General features: G+C 72.2%; 11 protein-coding genes. 6 read left to right on the forward strand and 5 right to left on the reverse strand.

Annotation, left to right across the window (positions count from 1 at the left end):
- Positions 1-90 precede the first annotated feature (90 nt).
- From ACQVFL_RS22230 to mraZ, 4 genes are all read right to left on the reverse strand, one after another.
- The gene (locus tag ACQVFL_RS22230; RefSeq protein WP_431727520.1) at positions 91-2,286 is read right to left on the reverse strand and encodes a penicillin-binding transpeptidase domain-containing protein; all 2,196 of its coding nucleotides are present in this window, start codon (positions 2,284-2,286) and stop codon (positions 91-93) included.
- A 3-nt stretch (positions 2,287-2,289) separates the two neighbouring features.
- Positions 2,290-2,898, reverse strand: a complete 609-nt coding sequence (locus ACQVFL_RS22235) for a septum formation initiator family protein (RefSeq protein ID WP_396693052.1) — start codon at positions 2,896-2,898, stop codon at positions 2,290-2,292.
- On the reverse strand, positions 2,895-3,998 hold the full coding sequence (gene rsmH / locus ACQVFL_RS22240) for a 16S rRNA (cytosine(1402)-N(4))-methyltransferase RsmH (protein WP_431727521.1): 1,104 nt from the start codon (positions 3,996-3,998) through the stop codon (positions 2,895-2,897). Before rsmH ends, ACQVFL_RS22235 begins: the two co-directional genes overlap by 4 nt.
- A 211-nt stretch (positions 3,999-4,209) precedes the next feature.
- Positions 4,210-4,641 (reverse strand): division/cell wall cluster transcriptional repressor MraZ, encoded by a 432-nt coding sequence (mraZ, locus tag ACQVFL_RS22245; protein ID WP_396693056.1) that lies wholly within the window; start codon positions 4,639-4,641, stop codon positions 4,210-4,212.
- A gap of 353 nt (positions 4,642-4,994) precedes the next feature.
- Between mraZ and ACQVFL_RS22250 the strand changes: the two genes are divergently transcribed.
- From ACQVFL_RS22250 to ACQVFL_RS22260, 3 genes are read left to right on the forward strand one after another with little or no spacing between them, the layout of a single operon-like run.
- Positions 4,995-6,242 (forward strand): MurT ligase domain-containing protein, encoded by a 1,248-nt coding sequence (locus ACQVFL_RS22250; RefSeq protein WP_396693515.1) that lies wholly within the window; start codon positions 4,995-4,997, stop codon positions 6,240-6,242.
- Positions 6,232-6,951, forward strand: a complete 720-nt coding sequence (locus tag ACQVFL_RS22255) for a type 1 glutamine amidotransferase (protein WP_396693058.1) — start codon at positions 6,232-6,234, stop codon at positions 6,949-6,951. The genes ACQVFL_RS22250 and ACQVFL_RS22255 overlap by 11 nt, the downstream gene beginning before the upstream one ends.
- Positions 6,948-7,697 (forward strand): TVP38/TMEM64 family protein, encoded by a 750-nt coding sequence (locus ACQVFL_RS22260; protein ID WP_431727522.1) that lies wholly within the window; start codon positions 6,948-6,950, stop codon positions 7,695-7,697. The genes ACQVFL_RS22255 and ACQVFL_RS22260 overlap by 4 nt, the downstream gene beginning before the upstream one ends.
- A 251-nt stretch (positions 7,698-7,948) precedes the next feature.
- On the opposite strand, the gene leuS is transcribed toward ACQVFL_RS22260, so the two are convergent.
- Positions 7,949-10,783, reverse strand: coding sequence for a leucine--tRNA ligase (gene leuS / locus ACQVFL_RS22265; RefSeq protein ID WP_431727523.1), 2,835 nt, complete (start codon positions 10,781-10,783; stop codon positions 7,949-7,951).
- A gap of 487 nt (positions 10,784-11,270) precedes the next feature.
- Here leuS and ACQVFL_RS22270 point away from each other — a divergent pair, with 487 nt between their 5' ends.
- From ACQVFL_RS22270 to ACQVFL_RS22280, 3 genes are read left to right on the forward strand one after another with little or no spacing between them, the layout of a single operon-like run.
- Positions 11,271-12,335: an AAA family ATPase gene (locus ACQVFL_RS22270; protein ID WP_350696348.1), complete on the forward strand. Its 1,065-nt coding sequence runs from the start codon at positions 11,271-11,273 to the stop codon at positions 12,333-12,335.
- 1 nt (position 12,336) lies between these two features.
- The gene (locus tag ACQVFL_RS22275; protein ID WP_396693064.1) at positions 12,337-13,635 is read left to right on the forward strand and encodes a DUF58 domain-containing protein; all 1,299 of its coding nucleotides are present in this window, start codon (positions 12,337-12,339) and stop codon (positions 13,633-13,635) included.
- Positions 13,636-13,651: 16 nt separating this feature from the next.
- The gene (locus ACQVFL_RS22280) at positions 13,652-16,126 is read left to right on the forward strand and encodes a transglutaminaseTgpA domain-containing protein (protein ID WP_396693066.1); all 2,475 of its coding nucleotides are present in this window, start codon (positions 13,652-13,654) and stop codon (positions 16,124-16,126) included.
- Positions 16,127-16,391: the final 265 nt, after the last annotated feature.

The raw sequence follows: 16,391 nt of genomic DNA on the forward strand, positions 1-16,391 counted from the left end.
CCGGAAAACAGGTCGACGAATGTGCGTACGTCAATTCCTCGGGTCGCCGGTGGCGGTGCCGGCGACCCGAGGAATTGACGACGACGACAGTTACGGGAATACGGTGAACTTCGGCGCCGGATCGCTCGACGGCGGCACCCGGAAATGCCGCAGCGCGAAGGTCATCATTTCCTTGAAAGCCGGTGCCGCGACCCGGCCGCCGCCACCACTCGGGCTGTGCACGAACACCGCGATCACGTACTGCGGATTGTCCGCCGGCGCCATCCCGATGAACGAGGCGACCTCGCCGGGCTGTTTCTTCCCCTCGACCAGCCGCCACCCGGTGCCGGTCTTGCCCGCCACCCGGTAACCGGGCACCGCCGCCGCCAGGCCGGTGGCGTTGTCGACGGTGGTGACCGCCTCCAGGATGGTGCGCAGCGCGGCGGCGTTGTCCGGGCTGAGCACCTGACGGGTCGTCGACGCCTCGGCCGGTGTCGGCTTCCCGTCCGGCCCGATCGTCTCCTTGACCAGCCTCGGCTGCACGTACGTGCCGTCGTTGGCGATGGCGGCGTACGCGGCGGCCATCTGCAACGGGGTGGCGTCCACGCTGTGCCCGATCGGCACCGAGCCGTGCGACGACTCGCTCCACTCCTGCACCGGCAGCAGCCGCCCACCCGCCTCGCCCGGCATCCCGACACCGGTCGGCTTGCCGAGCCCGAACCGCTGCTGGTAGTCGAGCAGCCGCTCCGGGCCGAGCTGGTCGGCGATCTGGATGGTGCCGACGTTGGAGGAGTGGGCCATCATCCCGGCCACGCTCATCCGCCTCCCGTTCGCCGGGAACGTGTCCCGGAACCACGTGTCGCCCTTGCGGATTCCGTTGGCGACCGGGAAGACGGTGTCCTTGGTGATGACGCCCTCCTGCAACGCCGCCCCGAACGTGATCGCCTTGTGCACCGAACCCGGGTCGACGATGAAGCTGGTGGCCGCGTCCTCCCGGTCGGTGGGGTCACTCGACTGCGGTTTCGCCGCGTTGTAGGTGGGATGGCTGGCCTGGGCCAGCACCTCCCCGGTACGTGCGTGGAGCACCACCGCGGCACCCGTGCTGCCCTGCACCGCCTTCATCCGCTCGCTGAGGATCCGCTGCACCGTGTACTGCAGGTCCCGGTCGATGGTGAGCACGATCGAGCTGCCCGGCTTGGCCTTGGTGGTGCGGCTGTAGCCACCGGGGATGGGCGCGGCCAACGCACCCAGGCCGACCTCGAAGACACGCTGCCCGTCCTCGCCGTGCAGCAGGTCGTCGTAGCGCGCCTCCAGTCCCTCCAGCCCGACCATGTCCAGGCTGGTGAAACCGATCAGGTTGGCGGCCAGGTCACCGCCGGGGACCTCGCGCCGCTCGTCGCGGTGCACCGCGATGCCCGGCAGAGCCAACTCCATGATCTCCCGGGCCCGGGCCACGGTGACCCCACGCGCCAGGTACTCGAACTGCGAGTCGACGCCGCTAATCCGCTTGCGCGGCTTCATCTTCTCGGCCAACTCCGAGGCGGGCATGCCGAGCAGCGGGGAGAGCGTCTGCGCGGTCGCCGTGATGTCCTTGATCCGGGTCGGGTCGGCGTACACGTAGCGGGCCTCGACGCTGTGCGCCAGGGCCGCGCCGTCCCGGTCGAAGATCGCTCCGCGCGGCGCGGGCAGCGGCACGGTCCGCAGCCGGTCGGCCATGCCGCCGTCGGCGTACGCCGGAGTGTCGACGGCCTGGAGCACGACGAGCCGCACGCCGATGGCGACGAAGAGGGCCAGGGCCAGCGCGGTGCCCAGCCGCAGCCGACGTCCCGGGTCGGCGAGCCGGGGCGGACGCGGTGCCTTGCGGCCCGGTCGGCGCGCGGCCGGACGGTCACCCCGGCGCGGTTCCCGGCCGCCGACGCGACGTCGGGGCGTCCCGGCCGGTGCCTCACCCCGGGGGGTGCGGTCGGTGACGGTCCGGACCACGGTGGTCCGGCCGGCGGTGGCCTCCCGCCGAGGTACGGCTGCCGCCCGGGTGCCGCCCCGGGTGGCGGCGGACCGCCCACCGTCGAGCACCTGCAACGCCGGCCGGAACGGGTCCTGGGTCCGGCTGGTACGCGGGTCGCGCCGTTGCTCGGCCCGACCGCCGCCGTCGCGGACGGTGCGCCCCCGGGGGGTGTACGCACGGGCGTCGGAGATGCCGCCGATACCCGGCTCGCCGCCGCGCTCGTCCGGCGTACCCCCATTACGGGAAGAACCGCGCCGGGAGCCTGTGGCGTCCCGGCGCGGTTCGTCTGATCTCGAGGGCAAGGCCTACCCCTCCGAGCCCTGCTGGCTGGTGATCGACACCTGACCGCTGGCTGGCTGCGGCACGCCGATCATCTTGCCGTCCGGCAGCCGGATGTACGCCAGCTCACCCGACTCGACCAGCCCCAGACGGCGGGCCTGCGCCTCCAGGTTGCCCGGCGACTCCGACTCGGCGATCTGCTTCTTGAGCTGCTGCTGCTCCACGTCGAGCTTGGCCTGCTGCTGCTGGAGTTCGTCGAGCCGGAACGCGTTCTCGTTGATCTTCGTGTTGACGGCCAGGATGCCGAGCACTCCGCCGACGACGAGCACCACCACGAGCGCCGCGAACGGCGCCCGGGGCACCCGCACCGGCGGCGGCGGGGCGACCCGCAGCCGCGGTGACTCGGCCCGCTCCGGCTTGCCGACACTCGGCCGCTCCACCGGACGCAGTGCGGCGCTGCCCTGGACGGGAAACTCGCGCGCCCCCCGGGCGCGAGTGTCGTCCAGCCGGCTCACCCGGTCCTGCCGCCGGGTGTCGTTCCCGGCCACTCGGGTCCGCTCCGCCGCGATCCGGCCCCCCGACCGCGGTGTGCGCTGCCCGACGCCGGCGACGTCCCGGCGCTTGCTCACATTCATATTCCCTCCCCCTCTTCGTCCGTGTCCCCCGGCGTCCGCCGCGGTCCCCCTCCGGTTTCCGCGGCCGACCCCGTCCCCGGTTGGTGCATCGCCTTGACCCGGCGCCGGTACCGTTCGCGGTCGGTACGCCCCTGGTGCCGGGCCTGCGGGTCGATCCGTTCCGCCGCCCGCAGCCGCACCGATGCGGCGCGCGGGTTGGCGGCGACCTCCCCCTCCCCGGGCAGCTCCGCGCCCCGGCTGAGCAGCCGGAACGTCGGCTCCGACCCGGGCAGTTCGACCGGGAGGTCGACCGGGCCCGTACTGCGGACCCGGTCGGCGAGCGCCTGCTTGGTGAGCCTGTCCTCCAACGAGTGGTAGGACAGGACCACCATGCGACCGCCGACGGAAAGCTTGTCCAGAGCGGCCGGCAGCGCCGTCTCCAGCACTGCCAGTTCTCTGTTTACCTCGATCCGTAAAGCCTGAAACGTTCTCTTTGCCGGGTGTCCCCCGGTTCGCCGCGCCGGTGCCGGGATCGACTCCCGCACCAACTCGGCCAGTCGCGCCGACGAGGTGATCCGGCCCCGGTCCCGTTCCCGGATGATCGCCGAGGCGATCCGTCCGGCGAACTTCTCCTCGCCGTACACCCGCAGCACCCGGGCCAGATCCGGATGCGAGTAGGTGTTGACCACCTCCTCGGCGGTCACCCCCCGGGTCTGGTCCATCCGCATGTCCAGCGGCGCGTCCTGTGCGTACGCGAACCCGCGGTCGGGCGCGTCGAGTTGCAGTGAGGAGACACCGAGGTCGAACAGCACACCGTCCACGGACGGGTACCCCAACCGGTCCAGCACGTCGGGCAACTCGTCGTAGACCGCGTGTTCCAGGTGGATGCGGTCGGCGAACCGGGCCAGCCGCACCCGTGCGTGTGCGAGTGCCTCGGTGTCGCGGTCCAGACCCACCAGGATCGTCTCCGGATGTGCCTGCAACACCGCCTCGGCGTGCCCGGCCAGACCGAGCGTCGCGTCGACGTGGACCGTACGGCCGCCTCGACCCAGCGCGGGGGCGAGCAGCTCGAGACACCGCTCGAGCAGCACCGGCACATGCGTGCCGCGTAGCTCCCCCATGTCGACCCCCACTGGTTGAACCGGTCTCGTTCTCGCGTCCTGCTCGTCGGACGACGCCGTGCCGTCGTACCGCCAGATCCCCATCCGCTCTCGACCCGTACGCCGGACCCCGTGGTCCTGCGTGCGGATCGTGTGCCTGGCACCGGGGAAGGGATGCCAGGAGCTCGAAAGCGGCTGGAGATCTCGCAGTACGTCGGGCGTCGCCACGCCCTCACAGACCGCCTGGCAGCACCCCCTCCTCGATGTCGGCGAAGTCGTCTTCGCTCTCGGCGAGGTAGGTCTCCCAGGCGACCTTGTCCCAGATCTCCACCCGGGTGCTCGCACCGATGACCACCAGGTCCCGGTCGAGCCCCGCGTAGCTGCGCAGGTGTGCCGGGATGGTCACCCGGCCCTGCTTGTCGGGTATCTCGTCGTGCGCGCTGGCGAAGAAGACACGGCTGTAGGCCCGGGCCGCCTTGTGCGTCATCGGCTGCGCACGCAACTGATCCGCGATGTGCTGGAACTCAGGCGTCGGAAAGACGTAGAGGCAGCGCTCCTGCCCTTTGGTGATCACGACACCCCCCGCCAGCTCATCCCGGAACTTCGCCGGAAGGATCAACCGGCCTTTGTCGTCCAGGCGCGGAGTGTGGGTGCCGAGAAACATCGGCCCAACCCCCTCGCCCTTAACGGCGTTCGCGCGCCGTTGACCCCCCGGGCCGGTGGGCCCCTCCCGGCCCCACCAATGCGCCCCACTCTACTCCACTTCCCTCCACCCGCAACCAGAATCGCCCGCGTGGCGCGCCGCTGCGCGCCACAAAACCGCACGTCAGCCGGGGTGGAGCGGAGTGGAGGGCGGCGGGGCGCCGGACGGGGTCCGCTATCCGACATAGATCCATTAGGGCCGGACCGGAGGCCCACCACCCCACTCACCGACGAAGTGGACAGAACGGAACACCGTCGGCGGCGATCTGAGGGGTAGTCTGGTCCGGTAACCTCGCTCGCGTGACGGACGCGAAGATGCCCCTACGGGCGAAGGTGGCCAGCTCCGTGTCACGGACCGCCGCAGCCCTGTCGCGGGCTGCGGGCCGTGGCGACGGCTCGGTGATCGGTGGCTGGATCGGCCTCAAGATCGACCCGGACCTGCTGGCGCACCTCTCTGCCGGACGGGCCATCGCGCTGGTCTCCGGCACCAACGGCAAGACCACCACCACCCGGCTGGCCGCCGCCGCCGTCGGCGTGCTCGGCAGGGTGGCCACCAACTCCTTCGGCGCCAACATGCCCACCGGGCACACCTCCGCCCTGGCCAAGGCGGGCAGCACCCCGTACGCCGTGCTGGAGGTCGACGAGCACTACCTCGCGCAGGTGATCGAGGCGACCGAGCCGCACGTGGTGGCGCTGCTCAACCTCTCCCGTGACCAGCTCGACCGGGCCAAGGAGGTCGCCATGATGGCGCAGCTCTGGCGCGCGGCCCTGGTCCGGCACCCGGATATCCGCATCGTGGCCAACGCCGACGACCCGATGGTGGTCTGGGCGGCCACCCCGCCAGCCGCCCACGACCAGCGGATCACCCCACCGCACGTCACCTGGTTCTCCGCCGGTCAGCGCTGGCACGACGACTCGTGGGTCTGCCCCGAGTGCGGCTCGACCATCCAGCGCTCCGGCGAGCAGTGGTGGTGCAGCGGCTGCCCGCTGCGCCGACCGCAGCCGCAGTGGACCGTCGACGACGAAGGCGTCCTCGACCCCACCGGCGCGTGGTACAAGGTGAAGCTCCAGCTCCCCGGCAAGGTCAACATCGGCAACGCGGCCACCGCCCTGGCCCTCGCCGCCGAGTTCGGCGTACGCCCGTTCGACGCGGTCCCCCGCCTCGGCGACGTCACCTCGGTCGCCGGTCGGTACGCGCAGGTGGAGCGGGACGGTCGGCTGGTCCGGCTGCTGCTGGCGAAGAACCCGGCCAGTTGGCTGGAGGCGTTCGACATGGCCGAGCACGCCCCGACACTGCTCTCCATCAACGCCCGCGACCCCGACGGGCTGGACACCTCCTGGCTCTTCGACGTCGACTTCGCCCCACTACGCGGACGTCAGGTGCTCATCACCGGCGACCGGGCGTACGACCTGGCGGTCCGGCTGGACGTCAACGGCGTGCCGTTCCAGCACGTACGCACCTTCGACGACGCCCTCCGCGCGGTGCCGCCGGGGCGACTGGAGGTCATCGCGAACTACACCGCCTTCCAGGACATCCGAGCGGAGTTGGACCGTGTCAACTGAGACCCTGCGCATCGTCTGGATCTACCCCGACCTGCTCTCCACCTACGGCGACCGGGGCAACATGCTGATCCTGGCCCGGCGGGCGCAGCAGCGCGGCTTCCCGATCGAGGTGCTGGAGGTCCGCTCCGACCAGCAGATGCCCACCACCGCCGACATCTACCTCATCGGCGGCGGCGAGGACGGTCCGCAGGCGCTCGGCGCCCAGCGGCTGCTCACCGACGGCGGTCTGCACCGGGCCGTCGCCCAGGGCTCGGTGGTCTTCGGCGTCTGCGCCGGATACCAACTGCTCGGCACCTCGTTCTTCGCCAAGGGCACCCAGTACCGCGGCCTGGAACTGCTCGACCTCTCCTCGGACCGGGGCGAGACCCGGGCCGTCGGCGAACTCGCCGGTGACATCGACGCCCGGCTGGGCCTGCCCCCGTTGACCGGCTTCGAGAACCACGGCGGTCGCACCCGCCTCGGTGCCGAGGTCTCCCCGCTGGCCCGGGTCACCGCCGGGGTCGGCAACGACGGCACCACCGAGGGGGCGTGGCGCGGCAAGCTGCTCGGCACGTACTCGCACGGTCCCGCCTTGGCACGCAACCCGGCCCTGGCCGACCTGCTGCTGCGCTGGGCCACCGGCGCGCAGCAGCTCCCGCCGCTCGACGACACCTGGGCCGATCGGCTGCGGGCCGAACGCCGGGCCGCGGTGACCGCCGCCCGGGCATGATCGCGGCCGGCCGGCGGCTCGCGCGGTACTGGCGATCGGTGCAGCCGGTCGCCACCACACCGTCGGCCGTCCGGTTCGGCCTGCTGCTGCTCCTGATCGCCGGGTTCGGGGTGACCCTGGTGCTGGTGCCCCACCCCGACCCGACGGCACTGCCGCAGTTCGGCGACCGGCTGGGCGGCCTCGCCCCGGTCGCCGGCGTCCTCGGCGGCGCGCTGCTGCTGGTGGCCCTGGTCCCCCGCACCTTCATCACGCTCGCCGCGGGCGCGGTCTTCGGCGCGCTGGAGGGTGCTGCGTACGCGCTGGGCGCGGCCCTGCTGGCGGCGGCGATCGGCTTCTCCGTGGGCCGGATACTCGGGCGGGAGTTCGTCGCCGAACGGGTCCGGGGCCGGCTGGCCCGACTGGACCGCTGGTTCACCCGGCAGAGCGTGCTCGGCGTGATCACCGTACGACTGCTGCCGATCTCCGGATACGGCCTGGTCAGCTACGGCTACGGCACCACCGGCGCGCGGATCCTGCCGTTCCTGGTCGGCAGCGTGATCGCCTCCGCCCCGTCGGCGTTCGGCTACGCCGCGGTCGGTGCCGCCGTCACCAGCCCCAACGAGATCAACTGGCTCGCCGCCACCCCCGCCGCGCTCGGCTTCATCGCCAGCGCGGTGCTGCTCACCCGCTGGTGGCTCGCCGAACGCCGACGCCGCACCACAGAGCGCCGCCCACCCTCTCCCACCCCGCCCCCGCCTGCTCCCTGACGCCCCCCGCACGGCATGATCCCGCTCGATCCTGGATCGAGTGGCCTGCGTGCCGCGACGAGACCACTCGATCCAGGATCGAGCACGACCTTGCGACGAGTCTGGGTCCTCGGACGAGGCGGGCCAGGTCATCGGCTGCCGCCCACGCAGCCCGGCCGCGACGGCCGCCGCGGCCGTCGAGTGTGAGGAAGGGTCCCCTGCTATGCACGAGGCGTTAGCAGGGGACCCTTCCTTTCACCACACCAACAACGTCAGGCGACGACGGACACCATCCGGCCGGGGATCACGATCACCTTGCGCGGCTCCTTGCCGGCCAACGCACCCGCCACCGCGGCCAGCGCGGCGGAGCGCACGTCGTCCTCGGCGGCGTCGGCCGGCACCTCGACCCGGCCCCGGACCTTGCCGTTGACCTGCACCGGGTAGGTGACGGTCTCGGCGACCAGGAGCGCCGGGTCGGCGACCGGGAAGTCCGCGTACGTCAGGGAGGTCTGGTGGCCCAGCCGCCGCCACAGTTCCTCGGCGATGTGCGGTGCCACCGGCGCCACCATCAGCACCAGCGGTTCGGCCACCTCGCGCGGGGTGCTCGCCAGCCGGGTCACCGCGTTGGTCAGCTCGATCAGCTTGGCGATCGCGGTGTTGAACCGGATTCCCTCCATGTCGCCCCGGACGCCGTCGATCACCCGGTGCAGCAGCCGCCGGGTCTGTTCGTCGGCCGGTTCGTCGGTGACCCGCGACTCGCCGGTCTGCTCGTCGACGACGGCCCGCCAGACCCGCTGCAGGAACCGGTACGAGCCGATCACCGCCCGGGTCTCCCACGGGCGGGACACCTCCAGCGGCCCCATCGACATCTCGTAGACCCGGAACGTGTCGGCGCCGTACGCGGCGCACATCTCGTCCGGGGTGACGATGTTCTTCAGGGACTTGCCCATCTTGCCGTACTCGCGGTTGACCTGGACGTCGCCCAGGAACCAGCCGCCGTCACGCTCGACGACCTCCTCGGCCGGCACGTACGCGCCCCGCGCGTCGGTGTACGCGTACGCCTGGATGTAGCCCTGGTTGAACAGCTTGCGGAACGGCTCGAACGACGACACGTGCCCCAGGTCGAACAGCACCTTGTGCCAGAACCGGGCGTACAGCAGGTGCAGCACGGCGTGCTCGGCGCCGCCGACGTACAGGTCGACGCCACCGCAGTCGCCCTCACCGCGCGGCCCCATCCAGTACCGCTCGGTCTCCGCGTCGACGAAGCGCTCGTCGTTGGTCGGGTCCAGGTAGCGCAGCTCGTACCAGCAGGAGCCGGCCCACTGCGGCATCACGTTGGTCTCCCGGGTGTACCGCTTGGGCCCGTCCCCCAGGTCCAGCTCGACCTCGACCCAGTCGCGGCGGCGCGACAGCGGCGTCTCCGGGTCGCTGTCGGCGTCGTTCGCGTCGAAGGTGCGCGGCGAGAAGTCGTCCACCTCGGGCAGTTCGACCGGCAGCATCTCCTCCGGCAGCGCGATCGCCACGCCGTCGGCGTCGTAGACGATCGGGAACGGCTCGCCCCAGTACCGCTGCCGGCTGAACAGCCAGTCCCGCAGCCGGTAGGTCACCGCACCCTGGCCGGTGCCGTCGGCCTCCAGCCAGGCGATGATCCGAGCCTTGGCGTCGGCCACCCCCAGTCCGTTCAGGTCCAGGCCGCGCTCGGGCGCGGCGCTGTTGATCGCCGGCCCCTCCCCGGTGTACGCCTTGCCGTCGAAGCCCTCCGGCGACTGCACGGTACGCACGATCGGCAGCTCGAAGACCTCAGCGAACGCCCAGTCCCGCTCGTCCTGCGCGGGTACCGCCATGATCGCGCCGGTGCCGTAACCGGCCAGCACGTAGTCGGCGATGAAGATCGGGATCTGCCCGCCGGTGACCGGGTTGGTGGCGTACGCGCCGATGAAGACGCCGGTCTTCTCCTTGGTGTCGGCCTGCCGCTCGACGTCGGTCTTGGCGGCGGCCGACTTGCGGTACGCCTCGACGGCCGCCCGTGGATCGGTGTGCCCACCGGTCCACGCGTCCCGGGTCCCCTCCGGCCAGGCCGCCGGCACCAGCGCGTCGACCAGCTCGTGCTCGGGCGCCAGCACCATGTAGGTGGCCCCGAAGACGGTGTCGGGCCGGGTCGTGAACACCCGGATCGGCGCGGTCGGAGTCGGGAAGTCGATGTGCGCCCCGGTGGACCGGCCGATCCAGTTGCGCTGCATCAGCTTGATCGGCTCGGGCCAGTCCAGCTTGTCCAGGTCGTCCAGCAGCCGGTCACCGTACGCGGTGATCCGCATCATCCACTGCTTCAGGTTGCGCTTGAAGACCGGGAAGTTGCCGCGCTCGGAGCGGCCGTCGGCGGTGACCTCCTCGTTGGCCAGCACCGTGCCCAGGCCCGGGCACCAGTTCACCGGCGCCTGCGACACGTACGCCAGGCGGTGGTCGTCGACGATCGCGCGACGCTCGGCGGACGACAGCTCGGCCCACGGGCGACCGTCCGGGGTACGCCGGGTCCCGGCGGCGAACTCGGCGGTCAGCTCGCTGATCGGGCGGGCCCGACCGGCCTCGCGGTCGTACCAGGAGTTGAAGATCTGCAGGAAGATCCACTGCGTCCAGCGGTAGAAGTCCGTGTCGATGGTGGCCACCGAGCGCCGCTGGTCGTGGGCCAGCCCCAGCCGTCGCAGTTGCTCCCGGTACCGCTCGATGTTGGCCTCGGTGGTGGTCCGGGGGTGGGTGCCGGTCTGCACCGCGTACTGCTCGGCGGGCAGGCCGAACGCGTCGAAGCCCATCGCGTGCAGCACGTTGCGCCCGGCCATCCGCTGGTAGCGGGCGAAGCAGTCGGTGCCGATGTAGCCCAGCGGGTGCCCGACGTGCAGCCCGGCGCCGGACGGGTACGGGAACATGTCCAGCACGTACAGCTTCTCCGCGCCGGAGCGCGGGTGGGCCGGGTCGGCCAGCGGGCCGGACGGGTTCGGCGCGTGGAAACTGCCCTCGCGTTCCCAGTGGTCCTGCCAGCGGCGTTCGATCTCGTCGGCCAGCACGGCGGTGTACCGGAACGGTGGGGTGTCGTTGGCGGCTGCCTCGGTCATGGCCTTCTCCTCGCGTCGACCGGCGGGGTCTTCTCCGTGCTGGCTGGTCTCGTGTCCGTGCTCGGCGGCCCGCCCCGGGCCCCGGCGGGCACGAAAAAGCCCCTCGCACAGGAGGGGCCGCCGTGCTGTCGCGCCGTCAGCGCATCAGCACGGCTCGGTAAGAAGCAGGAAGACTCCGGCCATGACCGGCAGTGTACCGCGACCCCTACGGCGCCGTTGCCCAGTACCCCGTCCGCCGCGCCCGTCCCGGTCCCGGAACGGAGCCCTCGGACCCTTCACCCGACAGAACCGACGACGTGCGCTGCGTGCACGACAAATGCCTCTCTACCCACCCAAACACCTGCGCCGGTCGGCGTTGGCGAGAAACATGGTTAGCCTGAGAGGCCAGTGAGATTGCTGCGGCAGACGAGGCTCGCACGTCGCGAACCCAACGGCGGGTCCAGGTGCTCTGTTCAGAGCTGCCGTGACGGCGACGAGGAGGAGGCCCGTGACACAACAGACCTGGGACGAAGTTGGCGGACTGCTGCCGCACGACGAGTTCCGCGCAGCGAGCGACGCCATCGTGGCCAACATCGAACAGGTCATCGAGGGCAAGACCGCCACCGTGCGGCTCGCTCTGGCCGTCCTGCTCGCCGAGGGTCATCTGCTCATCGAGGATGTGCCCGGCGTGGGCAAGACCAAACTGGCCAAGGCCCTCGCCCGCTCCATCGACTGCTCCGTGCGCCGCATCCAGTTCACCCCCGACCTGCTGCCCAGCGATGTCACCGGCGTCAGCGTCTACAACCAGGAGACCCACGACTTCGAGTTCCGGCCGGGTGCCGTCTTCGCCAACCTGGTCGTCGGCGACGAGATCAACCGGGCCTCGCCGAAGACCCAGTCCGCGCTGCTGGAGTGCATGGAGGAGCGGCAGGTCACCGTCGACGGGGTGACGTACCAGCTCCAGACCCCGTTCATGGTGATCGCCACCCAGAACCCGATCGAGATGGAGGGCACGTACCCGCTGCCCGAGGCGCAGCGGGACCGCTTCACCGCCCGGATCGCGATGGGCTACCCCGACCCGAACGCCGAACTGGCCATGCTCGACGGCCACGGCGCGGTCGACCCGCTGCCGGCGCTGCGCCCGGTCTCCGACGCCGACACCGTGCGCCGGCTGATCGGTCACGTCCGGCAGGTGCACGTCGCCGACGCGGTCAAGCAGTACGCGATCGACCTGGTCACCGCCACCCGTGAGGCACCCGACCTGCGGCTCGGCGCCTCCCCGCGGTGCACGCTGCAACTGCTGCGCACCGCCCGCGCGGTGGCCGCCCTCGACGGACGCGACTACGTCCTCCCCGACGATCTCCAGGTACTCGCCGTACCGGTCCTGGCGCACCGGCTCATCCCCACCGCCGACGCCCAGCTCGCCCGGCGTACCACCGACGCGATCGTGGCCGACCTGGTGCACCGGCTGCCGTTGCCGCACGACCGGCAGCGCTCGCCGTACGACACCCGGCCGCCGGCCGGCAACGGCAACGGCAACGGTCGGGCTCCGTTCGAACCCCGGAGGCCGTGACGTGCGTGACGGCCTACGCGGCCTGACCACCCGCGGTCGCTCCTTCCTGGCGGCCGCGCTGGCGGCCGCCGTCTCCGCCGGCATCCTCGGCGAGAAGGACCTGCTGCGGGTGGCCGTGCTGCTGGCCGTCCTCCCGCTGCTCGCCGCGCTCTACGTCGGCCGCAGCCGCTACAAGCTGGCCTGTCACCGCTCGCTGGACCCGCACCGGGTACCGGTCGGCGCCACCGCCCGGATGGTGTTGCGGTTGCAGAACCTGTCCCGGTTGCCCACCGGCACCCTGCTGCTGGAGGACCGACTGCCGTACGCGCTCGGCAGCCGGCCCCGGGTGGTGCTGGAACGGCTCGGCGCGCACCAGGCCAGCTCGGTGGCGTACACCGTGCGGGCCGACGTGCGCGGCCGGTACGACGTGGGGCCGCTGGTGGTCCGGATGACCGACCCGTTCGGTCTGTGCGAGCTGAGCCGGGCCTTCCCGGGCACCGACTCGCTGACCGTGGTGCCGCAGGTGGTGCCGCTGCCGGCGGTGCGGCTGCCCGGCGAGTACGCCGGCAGCGGCGAGAGCCGGGCCCGCTCGGTGGCGGTGCACGGCGAGGATGACGCGGCGACCCGTGAGTACCGGCGCGGCGACGACCTGCGCCGGGTGCACTGGAAGTCGACCGCGCGCACCGGGGAGCTGATGGTGCGCCGGGAGGAACAGCCCTGGGAGAGCCGGGCGACCGTCCTGCTGGACACCCGCGCGTACGGCCACCAGGGCGACGGCCCGACGGCCAGTTTCGAGTGGGCCGTCTCGGCCGCCGCCAGCATCGCGGTGCACCTGCGCCAGGGCGGTTACAAGCTGCGCCTGGTCACCGGTTCCGGCGCGGACGTGGACGCGACCGAGGGCGCCGGTGACGGTCTGCTGCTCGACCAACTCGCGGAGGTCCGGCTGGACCAACGCGTCGAGATCACCACCCTGGTGCAACACGTCCGGCAGCGCTCCGACGGCGGCCTGATCATCGGCGTCTTCGGGTCGCTGAGCACGGCCGAGGCGGAGCTGCTGTCCGGGCTCCGGGCCAACGGCGCGACCTGCGTCTGCTTCCTGCTGGACAGCTCCGCCTGGCTGAACCTGCCGGCGTCGGCCCGGGCCGAGGCCGACCAGGCACACGACACCGCCGCGCTGGCGCTCATGCAGTCCGGTTGGCGGGTGATCGGCGTCGACCACGGCGGCCGGTTGCCGGCGCTCTGGCCGCAGGCCGGCCGGGGCTCGCAGGGTTTCGCCCTGCGGGCGGCGATGGCCGAGACGGTGGCCGGCGGCGTGCGATGAACGGAAGGTCCCCCTCATGATCGCCCATCGGAACCTGGGTCTGGTGGCCGCCGCCGCGACCCTGCTCGCGGCGGCGCCGCTGTCGGCCATCTTCGAACGGTGGACCTGGCTGGTGCAGGCGGTCATCGCGGTGGCCGCGGTGGCCGCCGCGGCGGCGCTGGCCCGGCTCGGTCGGACCCCGCTGTGGGCGCAGATCCTGGCCATGGTCGCCGGCCTCACCCTGGCCCTGACCTGGCTGTTCCCCAGCGGCGAGGAACTGCTCGCGGTGCTGCCCACGCCGGCCACCTTCGGGCACTTCGCCGAGTTGCTCAGCAGCTCGGTCGACGACATGCGCTCGCACGGTGTGAAGGTGCCCGACACCGACCCGCTGCTGTTCATCACGGTGCTCGGTATCGGCGGCGTCGCGGTGCTGGTGGACGTGCTCTGTGTCGGGCTGCGCCGGCCCGCGCTGGCCGGTCTGCCGATGCTGGCCATCTACTCGGTGCCGGTCGCGGTCTACGTCGACAGCGTCCCGCCGCTGCCGTTCGCCATCGGGGCCGCCGGTTTCCTCTGGCTGCTGGTCACCGACAACGTCGACCGGGTCCGGCGGTTCGGCCGTCGGTTCACCGGCGACGGCCGCGACGTCGACGTCTGGGAGGCGTCCCCACTGGCCGCCGCCGGTCGGCGGTTGGCGGTGGTGGGCCTGGCGCTGGCCGTCCTGGTGCCGCTGGCCGTGCCGGGCATGACCTCCGGCCTGATGAACAACTTCAACTCCGGCGTCGGCAACGGCCTGGGCGGGCAGGGCTTCGGCGGCTCCCCCGGCCGGGTCGACCTGTTCGCCGCGCTCAGTGGCACGCTCAACCAGTCCGAGACCACCGACCTGGTGACGGTGACCACCACCGAGGAGGATCCGTTCTACCTGCGCTTCGGAGTCGCCGACGAGCTGCGCGGCGACGGCTTCCGGGTACGCGGCCCGAACGGCAGCCGGGTCACCGGTGAGCTGCCCGACCCGTCGACCCAGCAGGTGCGGGGGGTCGAGCGGACCCGGCACCGGGCCACCGTCGAGGTGACCCGGTCCCTGGCCATGCCGCTGATGCCGGTCTACGCCGAGCCGGTCGGCTTCACCGACCTGAACCGCAACTGGTTCTACGACCAGGACCTGCAGGTGGTCTTCTCCAACCGGGAGAACTCCCGGGAGAAGTCGTACTCGTTCGACTACGTCCGCTCGACGTACACGCCGCAGGCGCTGCGCTCGGCACGGGCGCTGTCCGCCGACGATCCCCGGCGGGTCCAGCAGACCGTTACCCCCGACGTGCCCGAGGTGCGGACCCTGGTGGCCGAACTGATCCGGGGCCAGCGCACCGAGTACGACAAGGTCCGCGCGATCTACGACTACTTCTCCGAGGAGAACGGCTTCACCTACCAGCTCAGCACCGAACAGGGCACCAGCGGGCAGGAGATCCTCGACTTCCTGGAGAACAAGGCCGGCTACTGCCAGCAGTACGCGGCGGCGCTGGCCTGGATGGTCCGTGACGCCGGCATCCCGGCCCGGGTCGCCTTCGGCTTCACCAACGGCAACCGGCGCACCGCCGACACCCTCATCCTGACCAACCGCAACCTGCACGCCTGGACCGAGGTGTACTTCGACCAGATCGGGTGGGTGCCCTTCGACGCCACCCCGGCCTACGGCGTACCGGGCTCGACCCGGTCCGCCTGGGCGCCGGACGTCGACGCCCCCGAGGAGGACACTCCGCAGGCCGACCCGACGGCCGCGCCCGACGCGTCCGACCCGTCGGCCGGGCCGGACGCCGGACCGAACCAGTTCGAGGAGGGTGACGACCCGGCCGTCGGCGCCGCTCCGGGAGCGCCCACCCCGCAGGCGCCACGCTGGCCCTGGCTACTCGCCGTGGGCGTACTCGCGCTGCTGGTCCTGCTCTCCGTGCCGGCGCTGCGTCGGCTCGCGCTGCGCCACCGCCGAGGTCGGCCCGCACCGGTGATCCGGACCGTCGACGCGTCGGAGGCCACCGCCACCGGGGAGCACCGACCGGCGATGACGGTCGACGCCGACCCGGACCGGGCCCGGGCGGACGCCCACGCCGCCTGGGACGAACTGCTCGACACCCTGGTGGACTACCGGATCCGGGTGGACCGGACGGAGACCCCACGGGCGACCGCCGACCGGCTCGTCCGGGAGGCACTCGCACCGGACACCGGGGCCGGCACGGCGGCCCGCCTGCTCGGCCGCGCCGAGGAGCGGGCCCGGTACGCGCGCGACCCGCTGACCGGGGAGCCGCTGCCCACGGCCCTGCGGACGGTACGCGGCGCGCTGGCCGAGCGGGCCGACCGGCGGACCCGACTGATGGCGACAGTGTTGCCGCCGTCGGTGTTGCAGCGCTGGCGCACCACCGTCGCGGACACCTCGTCGCGGTTGGTGAACTCCGGTGGTCAGGTACGTCACCGGCTGCTGCGGTTCAGTCCGCGCCGACTGATCGCGAGCCGCGCGGGCCGCTGACCGCTGCCCGGACCGGGCACGACGACACGGGCCGGGTACCGGTGGACATCCACCGGTACCCGGCCCGTCGTGGTTCTTCTGTCGCCGCGTGGTCTGCCGTCGCCGGGTCTCCACGTCGCCGCCCGTTGGGCAGCGCGGAACGCGCCACGTCGCCGCGTCGCCCCGAGCACCCCGAAGGCACCCGGACGACACCCGTCCGCCGCACGCCGGAACGCCCCGGACCGGTCAGATCCGGGACGGATGCCCCGCCGTCAGGAACAGCGGG

The sequence above is a fragment of the Verrucosispora sp. TAA-831 genome (assembly GCF_050780145.1).
Taxonomy (GTDB): domain Bacteria; phylum Actinomycetota; class Actinomycetes; order Mycobacteriales; family Micromonosporaceae; genus Micromonospora.